7 protein-coding genes, 2 tRNA genes, 1 rRNA gene and 4 other annotated features (1 of these 14 running past the window's edge) are annotated in these 13,529 nt (G+C 38.7%); of the genes, 3 read left to right on the top strand and 7 right to left on the bottom strand.

What is annotated here, in order from left to right; genetic code table 11:
* The 3 genes from BKP45_RS04390 to BKP45_RS04380 all read left to right on the top strand — a co-directional run.
* Positions 1–94: ribosomal RNA gene (locus BKP45_RS04390) — 23S ribosomal RNA — on the top strand (it extends 2,438 nt beyond the left edge of the window).
* 28 nt (positions 95–122) lie between these two features.
* Positions 123–380: a sequence feature (16S ribosomal RNA rRNA prediction is too short), on the top strand.
* A gap of 166 nt (positions 381–546) precedes the next feature.
* Positions 547–623 (top strand) — tRNA-Ile (locus BKP45_RS04385).
* Between the two features lie 16 nt (positions 624–639).
* A tRNA-Ala gene (locus BKP45_RS04380) sits at positions 640–715 on the top strand.
* Between the two features lie 334 nt (positions 716–1,049).
* Positions 1,050–1,857 (top strand) — a sequence feature (23S ribosomal RNA rRNA prediction is too short).
* Between the two features lie 7 nt (positions 1,858–1,864).
* Positions 1,865–2,450, top strand: a sequence feature (23S ribosomal RNA rRNA prediction is too short).
* Between the two features lie 399 nt (positions 2,451–2,849).
* Positions 2,850–3,268, bottom strand: a sequence feature (16S ribosomal RNA rRNA prediction is too short).
* Positions 3,269–3,660: 392 nt separating this feature from the next.
* On the opposite strand, the gene BKP45_RS04375 is transcribed toward BKP45_RS04380, so the two are convergent.
* From BKP45_RS04375 to dnaN, 7 genes are all read right to left on the bottom strand, one after another.
* On the bottom strand, positions 3,661–4,743 hold the full coding sequence (locus BKP45_RS04375; RefSeq protein ID WP_071388506.1) for an HD-GYP domain-containing protein: 1,083 nt from the start codon (positions 4,741–4,743) through the stop codon (positions 3,661–3,663).
* A 580-nt stretch (positions 4,744–5,323) separates the two neighbouring features.
* Entirely contained in the window at positions 5,324–7,819 is a 2,496-nt protein-coding gene (gyrA, locus tag BKP45_RS04370; protein WP_071388505.1) for a DNA gyrase subunit A, read from the bottom strand.
* 479 nt (positions 7,820–8,298) lie between these two features.
* Positions 8,299–10,212 (bottom strand): DNA topoisomerase (ATP-hydrolyzing) subunit B, encoded by a 1,914-nt coding sequence (gyrB, locus tag BKP45_RS04365; RefSeq protein WP_071389046.1) that lies wholly within the window; start codon positions 10,210–10,212, stop codon positions 8,299–8,301.
* A 105-nt stretch (positions 10,213–10,317) separates the two neighbouring features.
* Positions 10,318–10,575, bottom strand: a complete 258-nt coding sequence (gene remB / locus BKP45_RS04360) for an extracellular matrix regulator RemB (protein ID WP_071388504.1) — start codon at positions 10,573–10,575, stop codon at positions 10,318–10,320.
* Positions 10,576–10,584: 9 nt separating this feature from the next.
* Complete coding sequence (gene recF / locus BKP45_RS04355; protein ID WP_071388503.1) at positions 10,585–11,700, bottom strand: DNA replication/repair protein RecF; 1,116 nt, start codon at positions 11,698–11,700, stop codon at positions 10,585–10,587.
* 15 nt (positions 11,701–11,715) lie between these two features.
* Positions 11,716–11,934 carry a S4 domain-containing protein YaaA gene (gene yaaA, locus BKP45_RS04350; RefSeq protein ID WP_071388502.1) on the bottom strand — a complete coding sequence of 73 codons (219 nt, stop codon included), beginning with the start codon at positions 11,932–11,934 and terminating at the stop codon, positions 11,716–11,718.
* 269 nt (positions 11,935–12,203) lie between these two features.
* The gene (dnaN, locus tag BKP45_RS04345) at positions 12,204–13,346 is read right to left on the bottom strand and encodes a DNA polymerase III subunit beta (RefSeq protein ID WP_071388501.1); all 1,143 of its coding nucleotides are present in this window, start codon (positions 13,344–13,346) and stop codon (positions 12,204–12,206) included.
* Positions 13,347–13,529 lie beyond the last annotated feature (183 nt).

Genomic DNA, 13,529 nt, shown 5'->3' with positions numbered 1-13,529 from the left:
CTAAGGTAGCGAAATTCCTTGTCGGGTAAGTTCCGACCCGCACGAATGGTGTAACGATTTGGATACTGTCTCAACGAGAGACCCGGTGAAATTATATTACCTGTGAAGATGCAGGTTACCCGCGACAGGACGGAAAGACCCCATGGAGCTTTACTGTAGCTTGATATTGGATTTTGGTACAGTTTGTACAGGATAGAGTAATCGCGGATCAGCATGCCGCGGTGAATACGTTCCCGGGCCTTGTACACACCGCCCGTCACACCACGAGAGTTTGTAACACCCGAAGTCGGTGGGGTAACCTTTTGGAGCCAGCCGCCTAAGGTGGGACAGATGATTGGGGTGAAGTCGTAACAAGGTAGCCGTATCGGAAGGTGCGGCTGGATCACCTCCTTTCTATGGAGTAATACTCTAGTCGATGCTTTTCTTTAGTGAAAAGTACCGCTTGAAGCTGTGTTTCAGTTTTGAAGGAATAATCCTTCGAAAAAACGATATATAAATGTTATTAAGGATGAGACAGTGATCCTTATTTTTATATGATTTTTTTGTGGGCCTATAGCTCAGCTGGTTAGAGCGCACGCCTGATAAGCGTGAGGTCGGTGGTTCGAGTCCACTTAGGCCCACCATACAATTTTAAATTTAGGGGCCTTAGCTCAGCTGGGAGAGCGCCTGCCTTGCACGCAGGAGGTCAGCGGTTCGATCCCGCTAGGCTCCACCAAAAAAGTTATTGACATCATTGATTAAATGGTGTTATATTTATCGAGTCGCATTTTTTAGTGCGGAATTGTTCTTTGAAAACTAGATAACAACAATACATTTAAGTTTTACCGGAAGTCATCATGACTTTGAGTAAATCTTGAGTAGTCAAGAATTCAATTCGACGAAAAATCCTTTTGAAAAAACAGGTATTTTTTTGAGAGAAGCGAGTAGTTCGAGGAAACAAGCGAAACAATCGCCGGAGTGTACATTTAAGGGTACATGAGGACGATTGGGGAGCGCAGTTGACGAAGAAATGCGAAGCTTATCACAAAAAAATTAGGTTAAGTTAGAAAGGGCGCACGGTGAATGCCTTGGCACTAGGAGCCGACGAAGGACGCGACGAACAGCGATATGCCTCGGGGAGNTGTAAGTAANCTTTGATCCGGGGATTTCCGAATGGGGGAACCCACCATCCGTAATGGGNTGGTATCCATATCTGAATACATAGGGTATGAGAAGGCAGACCTGGGGAACTGAAACATCTAAGTACCCAGAGGAAGAGAAAGAAATATTCGATTACCTGAGTAGCGGCGAGCGAAACGGTAACAGCCCAAACCAAGGGGCTTGCCCCTTGGGGTTGTAGGACACTCTATACGGAGTTACAAAGAAACGAAGTAGACGAAGCGATCTGGAAAGGTCCGCGAAACAAGGTAACAGCCCTGTAATCGAAACTGTGGTATCCATATCTGAATACATAGGGTATGAGAAGGCAGACCTGGGGAACTGAAACATCTAAGTACCCAGAGGAAGAGAAAGAAATATTCGATTACCTGAGTAGCGGCGAGCGAAACGGTAACAGCCCAAACCAAGGGGCTTGCCCCTTGGGGTTGTAGGACACTCTATACGGAGTTACAAAGAAACGAAGTAGACGAAGCGATCTGGAAAGGTCCGCGAAACAAGGTAACAGCCCTGTAATCGAAACTTCGTTTCCTCCAGAGTGNATCCTGAGTACGGCGGGACACGTGAAACCCCGTCGGAATCCGGGAGGACCATCTCCCAAGGCTAAATACTTCCTAGTGACCGATAGTGAACCAGTACCGTGAGGGAAAGGTGAAAAGCACCCCGGGAGGGGAGTGAAAGAGATCCTGAAACCGTGTGCCTACAAGTAGTCAGAGCCCATTNACGGGTGATGGCGTGCCTTTTGTAGAATGAACCGGCGAGTTACGATTACGTGCAAGGTTAAGCTGATGAGGCGGAGCCGCAGCGAAAGCGAGTCTGAATAGGGCGAAGCACATGCTTTCGAAGTAGCAATACTTCGTATTGCTTGTAAGTACGTGGTCGTAGACCCGAAACCGTGTGATCTACCCATGTCCAGGGTGAAGTTCAGGTAACACTGAATGGAGGCCCGAACCCACGCACGTTGAAAAGTGCGGGGATGAGGTGTGGGTAGGGGTGAAATGCCAATCGAACTCGGAGATAGCTGGTTCTCCCCGAAATAGCTTTAGGGCTAGCCTCGAGGNAAGAGTATTGGAGGTAGAGCACTGATTGGACTAGGGGTCCCCACAGGATTACCGAATTTGAAGTAGACGAAGCGATCTGGAAAGGTCCGCGAAACAAGGTAACAGCCCTGTAATCGAAACTTCGTTTCCTCCAGAGTGNATCCTGAGTACGGCGGGACACGTGAAACCCCGTCGGAATCCGGGAGGACCATCTCCCAAGGCTAAATACTTCCTAGTGACCGATAGTGAACCAGTACCGTGAGGGAAAGGTGAAAAGCACCCCGGGAGGGGAGTGAAAGAGATCCTGAAACCGTGTGCCTACAAGTAGTCAGAGCCCATTAACGGGTGATGGCGTGCCTTTTGTAGAATGAACCGGCGAGTTACGATTACGTGCAAGGTTAAGCTGATGAGGCGGAGCCGCAGCGAAAGCGAGTCTGAATAGGGCGNNNNAGTACGTGGTCGTAGACCCGAAACCGTGTGATCTACCCATGTCCAGGGTGAAGTTCAGGTAACACTGAATGGAGGCCCGAACCCACGCACGTTGAAAAGTGCGGGGATGAGGTGTGGGTAGGGGTGAAATGCCAATCGAACTCGGAGATAGCTGGTTCTCCCCGAAATAGCTTTAGGGCTAGCCTCGAGGGAAGAGTATTGGAGGTAGAGCACTGATTGGACTAGGGGTCCCCACAGGATTACCGAATTATTGCGGAAGATTCCCTACTGCTGCCTCCCGTAGGAGTCTGGGCCGTGTCTCAGTCCCAGTGTGGCCGATCACCCTCTCAGGTCGGCTACGCATCGTCGCCTTGGTAAGCCGTTACCTTACCAACTAGCTAATGCGACGCGGGCCCATCCTGTAGTGTTAGGTAAAACCCAACTTTTACTTTAGAACCATGAGGTTCCAAAGATTATCCGGTATTAGCTTCGGTTTCCCGAAGTTATCCCAGTCTACAGGGCAGGTTGCCCACGTGTTACTCACCCGTCCGCCGCTAATTTCAGGGAGCAAGCTCCCATCCATTCGCTCGACTTGCATGTATTAGGCACGCCGCCAGCGTTCGTCCTGAGCCAGGATCAAACTCTCCATAAAAGTGTTTGATAAAGCTCAAAATTTAAATTCATTGACGAGATATTTACTATCTCTATAATTCGCTTGGCTGTGTGTTCAGTTTTCAAAGAACAATTTCTAACGTCTTGTTTAACCTTGCCTTGAGACAAGATCTTAATCTTACCACTAACAAAACATTTTGTCAACAACTTTTTTGTTTTTTGTTAACTTATCAAGAAGCGACTTTAATAATATATCACTTACAATCAACTTAGTCAACAATAATTAAATTTAAATTTTCAATTTAAACTTAATTATTTATTTGTCGGTTGGACATAAAGAATACTTTATCACAATAGAAGTTGTAATGCAATAACTTTTTTGCTCGAACTTAAACTTATAATAATCTAGGATTGAAATTATTTATCATACAATTACTTCTTCGAGGTACAAATCACTTCTGTTCGCTAGTTTAATAATTTCACCTGTGTCTTCAACTTTAACCATAGGGCGAGTTGGAGCATGTGGTTCAATAAAAATAACTTCAGCTATATCATTGTTATTTAACCTTACCTTATCTCCAATGATAAAATTTGCTATTAAATTACATAACACCCTTACAACATTAAGGTCATACTTTCCGAAGTTATCTTTAATAATTAATTCGATAACTCGGTATGGTGATTGTTTTGCTTTATAAGGCCTCTCTGAAGTCATTGCATGGAAAATATCTATAACAGCTATTATTCTACTAAATTTATGAAGTTTGGTAGATGGGAGTTTCATAGGATAACCTGTACTATCTTCGCGTTCATGATGTTGAAGAATACCAACTAAGACAGCTTCAGTTATTCCAGGTACATCTTTAATCATCTGGTAACTATACAATGGATGTTTTTTTATTTCATCATATTCTAATGCAGTCAAGGGACCTTTCTTCTCTAATATACGGTACGGTATTTTAGCCATACCACTATCAGACATCATACCAGCAATACCTAGTTGTATTTGCTCTGCCTTTGAATAATTTAATTTTTTCCCTAGATACGCGGAAAGTAACCCTAGAGTAACTGCATGATGAAAAATATAGGCTTCTTTCGCTGCGTAGTGGTGTAATGATATTAACTCGTTCGGTTGTTCTCCTAATTTATCTAGTAGAGGTAGAAGAATCTGACGAATACCTAAAATATCGACTTTACTTCCAGCTTGCCAACTCTTAAACATATCAGTATAGGTTTGAACAGCTTCTAAATAGAGATCGATAAATGATTTATTACTACTTTTCTTAGTTTCTTCAATTTCAGGCTCGATAACTTCTTTAGGTGTAAAAGGTTGACCGTTAACAAGTGTAGCTTCAACTTCTACCGCATCGACTAAAAATGCCTTTAAAACATGAATATACTCCTCTGTTAATACTGTTTTTTTACGCATTAGTACTCCATCCGATATTGTAAGTACATCTTTGGATAGTATGCAACCTAACTCCAACTGATTTGGTTTGACCTTCATTTACACTTCCTCCAGAAACTGATAAATTTTTCCTATATTTTTATATTATAGCGAATAATAAATAGTTTCACTACTACTCTATTAAGAAAAAATTTTTATACCACCTGTTAGTGTTATTAAGAAAAGCGCAAGCGCCTTGGTCACGAGCGATAGGCACTTCAGTCCTTTTCGGAAGCCGCTCTTTGGCTTCCGAAAAGGACTGAAGTGACCGAGCTCGTAGGCGCTGAAGCTAGACAGTTGCTAAGTTGGAAACTTTATACTCTCTTACCTTGTAATAAAGCGCCTCACGATCAGCTGCTCATGTGCCACTCCGTTTGCTCAAGAGCAAAGCTGCTTCGTAGTAAGCTTCCTCGAAGCAGTGTTTTGTGCGACGAGTAACCGTAGGAGCAAAGCTGCATGAAGCTAATCAACGAAGAATTTCAAGAGGTAATTGAAGTTAGTTTCTTGACTGAAGTGACTGAGCTCGTAGGCTACTTGTGCTAGACATCCTCCAACTCCGAAATTATTATACTTTACCTTGTAAAAAAAAGACTTACCTCACAACTTGCGTAGGTAAGTCTTTAAAGTCTATGGTTATAGCTTAATCTTCACTATTTTCTACCTCAGTATTTTCTACTTCTGTATTTTCCTCTTCTAGCATTTCGGTTTCCATAGATTCTTCATCGATGTCAACTTTAGCAACGGTTGCTACACCTTCACCTTCGCCAACTCGAATCAACCGAACACCTTGCGTATTTCTACCTGTTCTTGAAATATCTTCAACATGTAGACGAATGATAACCCCACTTACAGTAATGATCATTAAATCATTATCATCAGATACGACACGCAATGAAACTACATTACCATTTTTTTCGGTAATATTACAAGTTCTAATTCCTTTACCACCACGGTTCTGGATACGGTAATCTTCTTCTGGTGTTTTCTTTCCATACCCTTTTTCGGTAACTGTCAATACGTCATACCCTTTTTCAATTATATCCATTCCTACTACTTGGTCATCTTCCGGTAAAGAAATCCCTTTAACACCACCAGCAGTTCTACCCATTAAGCGAACATCTTCTTCGTGGAAACGTATTGACATTCCTTTTTTAGTACCAATAATAATCTCCTTATTACCATCAGTTAAGCGAACACCATGTAATTCATCTTCATCACGCAGATTAATCGCAAAAAGTCCACCTTTACGTATGTTAGCAAATGAAGCTAGCTCTGTACGTTTTGTTATACCATGTTTAGTCATGAAGAATAAGTAATTCTCGTTAAATTCTTCAATTGGTATAACCGTACTAATGTATTCACCTTGTTCAATTTGTAATAAGTTAATAATCGGAATACCCTTAGCAGTCCTACCTAACTCTGGTATTTCATAACCTTTTAGTCGGTACACTTTACCTTTATTCGTGAAAAATAATATCGTGTGGTGTGTATTAGTTGTAAATAAGTGTTCTACAAAATCATCATCATTTGTTCCCATCCCCTGAATACCACGCCCACCACGCTTTTGACTACGGTATGTCGTAATCGGTAATCTCTTAATGTACCCATTGTGAGTAAGAGTAATAACGATATTTGATCTTGGAATTAAATCCTCATCTTCAAAACTATCTTCATCAATAGAAATGATCGTTTTTCTCTCGTCATTAAACCTATCTTTGATTTCATTCAGTTCTTCACGAATGATTTCTAGTACTTTTTCTTCATCCGCTAAAATTGCTTTTAATTCAGCAATCCTCTTAACTAGTTCTGCATATTCATTTTCAATTTTATCTCTCTCTAAACCAGTAAGACGTTGCAGACGCATGTCTAAAATCGCTTGCGCTTGCTCATAACTTAAAGAAAACTGTTCCATTAAGCCAGCTCTTGCAATATCAGTTGTTTGAGAGCTACGGATTAACGCAATCACTTCATCAAGATGATCAAGGGCAATCCGTAAGCCTTCGAGAATATGAGCTCTTGCTTCCGCTTTCCTTAATTCAAAGGCTGTACGACGTCGAATAACAACCTTTTGATGTTCTAAATAATGCTCTAAACATTCTTTTAAGTTTAAAACTTTCGGTTGTCCGTCTACAAGTGCTAGTAAATTAATACCGAAGCTTGTCTGCATGGCAGTTTGCTTATACAAGTTATTTAGTAGAACATTAGCATTGGCATCTCGACGTAACTCAATAACAATTCGCATACCATTACGGTCACTTTCGTCACGTAAATCAGTAATACCGTCAATTTTCTTTTCACGAACTAACTCCGCAATTTTTTCAATAAGTTTTGCTTTGTTTACTTGGTAAGGTATCTCAGAGACAATAATTCTTTGCTTGCCGCCACTCATCTCTTCAATAGACGCCTTTGCTCTCAATACGATTGAACCCCTACCAGTTTGATAAGCACGTCGAATACCAGAAATACCAACAATTTCGGCACCAGTTGGGAAATCCGGACCAGGAATAACTTCCATTAATTCTGGTAATGTTATTTCTGGATTATAACTAACTGCAAGCACCCCATCAATGACTTCACCTAACTGATGCGGCGGAATATTTGTTGCCATTCCGACTGCGATCCCTGATGCACCATTAACTAAAAGGTTAGGGAAGCGTGCGGGTAGTACGATTGGTTCACGTTCTGAGCCGTCGTAATTATCTTGATAATCAATCGTGTCTTTATTAATGTCACGTATCATTTCCATTGAAATCTTTGACATTCTCGCTTCTGTGTAACGCATTGCAGCGGCTGCATCACCATCAATCGATCCAAAGTTACCATGACCATCAATCAACATATAGCGGTAACTAAAGTCTTGTGCCATCCTAACCATCGTTTCATAAACTGCAGAGTCACCGTGCGGATGATACTTACCAATAACTTCACCAACGATACGAGCTGATTTTTTATACGCTTTATCGGATGTCATACCTAAATCGTTCATCGCATATAAAATCCTTCTGTGTACTGGTTTTAAACCATCTCTTACATCAGGTAAAGCACGACTTACGATTACACTCATTGCATAATCCATGAACGACGTTTTCATTTCCTGACTAATATTTATTTCTTTTACTCTAGGTTGATCTGACATCGAGTCTTACCTCCAATTCCCTTTATCCAACGAAGTACCACATTACATTTATGTGGTTGTTAAAATATAATCATAAATAACAAAGATAGTGTCTCATTGGATGGAATAAAACAATCTTTGAAAACATAAAAGTAGTTGTCCATTTTATACATTAGAAAAGCCCAAGCGCCTTGGTCACGAGCAGCTGCTCCTATGCCACTCCGTTTGCTCAAGAGCAATTGTTTTCCGTGCGACGAGTAACCGCAGGAGCAATTGTTTTCCGTGCGACGAGTAACCGCAGGAGCAAAGCCGCTTCGAAGTAATCCAAGTAGTAGCTTCAACTAGGGCGGCCTTTGGCAGAAGTCGCTCTTCGGCTTCCGAAAAGGACTGAAGTGACCGAGCTCGTAGGCTGCTTGCGCTAGACAGTTTCTAAGTTAGAAATTGTATACTTTCTTACCTTGAAAAAAATCAAACAAAAACTCTTACATTCTAAATTAGTATTAGATATCCAAATTCTTTACATAAATAGCATTTTCTTGAATGAAATCACGACGAGGTTCAACCTTATCCCCCATAAGCGTTTCAAACGTTTCATCTGCTTTTATTGCATCTTCAAGCGTAACTTGAAGGACTGTTCTTACACTAGGATCCATTGTCGTTTCCCATAACTGAGTTGGATTCATTTCTCCCAAACCTTTGTACCGTTGCACACCAGGTTTTGGTGTTTCTGATAGTTCACCCATAATAATATTTAATTCTTTTTCATTATAGGCATACTCAATACGTTTTCCTTGTTGGATCTTATATAATGGTGGTTGGGCTATATATATATAGCCAGATTCAATTAACGGTTTCATATAGCGATAAAAGAATGTGAGAAGAAGCGTTCGAATATGTGCTCCGTCAACATCGGCATCTGTCATAATTATAACTTTATGATAGCGAGCTTTTGTTATATCAAAATCTTCACCAATACCGGTACCTAGTGCTGTAATAATCGCTCGAATTTCATTATTTGATAAGATTTTATCCAAACGCGCTTTTTCAACATTTATAATTTTCCCACGTAATGGTAATATCGCTTGGAAATGACGATCACGCCCCTGCTTGGCAGAACCACCGGCTGAGTCACCCTCAACGATATAAATTTCACTAATTGTCGCATCCTTTGATGAACAATCTGCTAGCTTACCTGGTAGGGAACTTACTTCTAAAGCACTTTTTCTTCTCGTTAACTCTCTAGCTTTCTTCGCTGCTTCTCTAGCTCTAGCTGCCATCGTACCTTTTTCAACTATTTTCTTAGCTACTGAAGGATTTTCAGCTAAAAACTTAGCAAAACATTCACTAAAAACAGAGTCTGTAATAGTTCTAGCTTCACTATTTCCTAACTTTGTTTTTGTTTGACCTTCGAATTGCGGTTCTGATATTTTCACAGAAATAATTGCCGTTAAACCTTCACGGACATCATCTCCAGTTAAATTCGCATCATTATCCTTAAATAAATTATGTTTTCTTGCGTAATCATTAATGACACGGGTTAACCCTGTTTTAAACCCTGATTCATGAGTTCCACCCTCATGTGTATTAATGTTGTTAGCAAAAGAGTATATATTACTTGTATAGCTATCGTTATATTGAATAGCGATTTCAACAGCGATCCCATCTTTTTCAGCTTCGATAAAAATCGGTGGTTCGTGTAAAACTTCACGAGTTCTATTCAAATGCTCAACAAACGAAGCAATCCCACCTTCATAGTGGTATTGTTTTTGTTTACCACCTTCCCTTTTATCTTCAATAATGATTTTCAAGCCACGATTTAAAAAGGCTAATTCTCTTAAACGAGTGGCTAATATATCAAATTCATATACAGTTGTTTCTGTAAAAATTTCAGGATCCGGGAGAAAATGTATTTTCGTTCCACGCTTTTCTGTATTCCCGACTTGAGCAAGGTCAGCATTCGGAACACCTCGGTGGTACTTCTGGTAATATACGTTCCCTTCCCTGTGAACTTCTACTTCTAAAATACTAGACAATGCATTTACAACCGATGCACCTACACCATGAAGTCCACCAGATACTTTATAACCACCACCGCCGAATTTCCCACCTGCGTGTAGAACGGTCATAATAACTTCAACTGCAGGACGGCCCATTTTTTCATGAATACCAACCGGAATTCCTCGCCCATTATCGACAACAGAAATACTGTTATCTTCTTCAATCGTGACTGAGATTGTATCACAATGACCAGCCAAAGCTTCGTCTATACTATTGTCTACAATTTCCCAGACTAAATGATGAAGGCCACGACTACTCGTAGATCCAATGTACATTCCCGGACGCTTTCGTACCGCTTCTAATCCTTCTAATACTTGAATTTGACTTTCATCATAGCTTTGCGATTGTTGTTCAATTGTCAATTTCTTCACCCACTTCTAAATTTGAATGTAGACTAAAACAAATAAATTAATTGAGAGAAAAACCTCCCTAGAACTCTAATTCTTTTACATTCTACATTTTTAAACTTCTTCAATATCTGAAACAAAAAGCGCTCTTCGTTTTAAGGTCGTAGACGAAATAGGGGAAAGATAGATTTTATCGGTTGTAATTACAATAGACTTAGTCATATCCTTTAGTATTTCTTCCACTTGCTCAGCCTCAATACAATTACTTAAAAATTCTTCAGTAGTTTCCGATGTTTCTTTAACTTGACGATCTAAAATTGCAATAACATCCTTAGAGCGAATAACAGTTTCTCCACCTAAATGAATAAACACCTAACCACCTCATTTCATCTTTTCGATGTTTCCTTTTTGTACTATATATGTCGAAGCTTCTTTTAATGTTTGATGGTCAATCCCATCCACACTAGTTGTTGTAACAAAGGTTTGTACCTTACCTTGAATAGTGTTCAATAAGTGCGATTGACGATAATCGTCTAATTCTGAAAGTACATCGTCTAGTAACAAAATTGGATATTCATCAATTTTTTCATAGATTAATTCTAATTCTGCCATTTTTACAGAAAGAGCCGTTGTACGCTGTTGTCCTTGCGATCCGTACGTTTGAACATCTCTATCATTAACAAAAAAGGCAATATCGTCTCGATGTGGTCCGATTAACGAAATCCCTCGTTCAATTTCTTTATCTTTCACCTTGGCAAATTGTTCTTCTAATACCTCTTCTATTTTCGACAATTCTGCCGTTTCTGATACCTTTATTGACGGTTTATATTGAATAACTAGGTTTTCTAAATTTCTGCTTATATCTTGGTGAATAGGTTTTGCCCACTTTTCTAGCATGCCAAGAAATTCAAAGCGCTTTTTAACAACTTTAGACGCACTTTGAATTAGTTGCTCAGTTAAAATATCTAGTAATCCATTATCTGATTTTTTTCTTTGCAATTCTTTTAACAAATGATTTCTTTGTTGAAGTATTTTCAGATATAATCCTAAATTATATAAATATACAGGGTTTATTTGTCCTATTTCCATATCTATAAAACGACGCCGCACCTGAGGACTTCCTTTTACGAGATTTAAATCCTCAGGTGCAAACATAACAATATTAAGTGAACCAATATATTCACTTAACTTTCGTTGTTCTAAACTATTTAATTTTACTTTTTTCCCTTTATTGGAAATAATAACTTCTAACGATAAAGGGCCAGTACGTTTGACTATTCTACCTTCTATTTTAGCATATTCTGAGTCCCAATAGATAAGTTCTTTATCTCGTGAAGTGCGGTGCGATTTCGCTAAACCAAGAACATAAATCGATTCCATAATATTTGTTTTACCTTGAGCATTTTCACCTAGTATGACATTTACATTATTTTCAAAATTAATTTGCTCTTTTTGATAATTCCGGTAATTAGTTAACGTTAATTCATTTATATGCAAAGAATTTCCCTCGCTTTAGGATGAAACAATTCGAAAAGTACCGTGAGTTGGAATCGTAATGATGTCATCATTGTAAAGTTTTTTCCCTCTTCTGTTTTCAAGCTCGTTATTTAAAAATACTTCATGCTCACTTAAAAACCACTTAGCCATGCCACCAGTATCAATAATACCTGTTTCTTTTAACATTTGTCCTAATGTGATAAATTCTGACGATATATAAACGTTTGTTTCCAAATAAACCACCCTCTTTCCATTTTATAGGAAAAACACTAATACTTTTTCTTAAATTTAGTATCTTTGGAAATAACGAAAATTATAATAAAAATCAAATTGGAAAAGTAATGAGTTTATAGTCGAAAAACTTAACTCTTATCAATTTAAAAATTTATCCCCTAACTTATATTGTACTAAACTCACCGCGTGAACACAATTCAAACTAGTGTAAAAAAGACCATCGTAAAAAATGCTACCCTGTTGATGATGAACAATGGGTAGCACTTTTTCTAATAAGTTCGTACTGGTGAAAATAGATGTAAGGAATTTTCATTATCAACTGGTTTTACTAAAAACGGACTCATTGCTCCGGTAAAAGATATTTTAATTTCACTACTATCCACAATCTTTAACGCATCAATAATATTTTTTCCATTAAATGATATTCTTAGTTCCTCGCCGCTTAATTGTTTAGTATTTACCTTTTCAGTAACCCTTCCAATTTCAGGGGTTACGGAAGTAATTTCAATCTGCTCATCTTCTAACGTTTTAAAATTCACAACATTATTCTTCCCATCTCTTGATAATAGAAGGGCTCTTTCGATCGCTTGTTGAAAACCTTTCGTCTCTAAAATGATCTCAGTTTTAGACTGTTGAGGAATCATATTCTTGGTAGCTGGGTAATTTCCATCTAACAATCTTGAGAAAAACAACAAATTTTTAAATTTAAACAAAATTTGGTTTTCCGTAACAATAATCGTTAAGAGGTCGTTATTATCTTCAATGATCTTACTTAGCTCGTTCAAACTTTTACCCGGTATAACTACATTTTGAAAGTTTAATTCATTTGAAGCGGGTTCAATTATCGTCTTTCTCATAGCTAAGCGATGGCTATCTGTTGCAGTACAGATTAATTGATCATCTTCAACTTGCCAGTTTACACCTGTCAAGATCGGTCGAGTTTCTGCAGTCGACACCGCAAAGACAGTTTGTCTAATTAGATTTTTTAATAAGTCATTTTGTATTTGAAAAGTATTTTCCTCTTCAATCTGTGGTAAGCGAGGGTACTCTTCTGGATCAAGTCCATTTAAATTAAAAACCGATGAGCCAGATCGTAAAGTAGTGGAAAATTGATCCTGTACGACTAATTCAATTTTATCATTTGGCAGTTTTTTTACAATTTCAGTGAATACTTTTGCTTGAAGAACAATGCTTCCCTCTTGAATAATTTCAACTAATTGTTTTTCTTCCTCTTCAATGGGTATAAAACATTCAATTGATATATCCGAATCACTTCCTGTTAATGTTACCCCTTCATGATCTGCAACAATTTTTATCCCTGTTAAGATCGGAATTGTTGTTCTTGACGAGATTGCTTTTGAAACATGCTGAACACTATGAACAAAATAATCTCGGTTAATGACGAAATGCATTATATACCCTCCTGAATGTCACCCTTTTAATGTGTGCAGTTTTCTTTTCTTAGATTAAAACGAAGTCATTTTTTTATAGACATATATATTATTTTTATTAATAAAAAATAGTAGTAATAGTAATAGGGCCTGTGAATTTGTGGATAACCTTGATTTTTGTCGAAATTTAGATGTTTTACACAT

The organism is Anaerobacillus alkalidiazotrophicus, assembly GCF_001866055.1.
The sequence above is the reverse complement of the archived record's forward strand: the minus strand, read 5'-3'. Positions and strand labels throughout refer to the sequence as shown.

Excerpts from the sequence above, each read along its gene's own strand:
- BKP45_RS04375 (WP_071388506.1), bottom strand. The coding sequence starts at position 4,743 with ATGAAGGTCAAACCAAATCAGTTGGAGTTAGGTTGCATACTATCCAAA.
- dnaN (WP_071388501.1), bottom strand. The coding sequence starts at position 13,346 with ATGCATTTCGTCATTAACCGAGATTATTTTGTTCATAGTGTTCAGCAT.
- gyrA (WP_071388505.1), bottom strand. The coding sequence starts at position 7,819 with ATGTCAGATCAACCTAGAGTAAAAGAAATAAATATTAGTCAGGAAATG.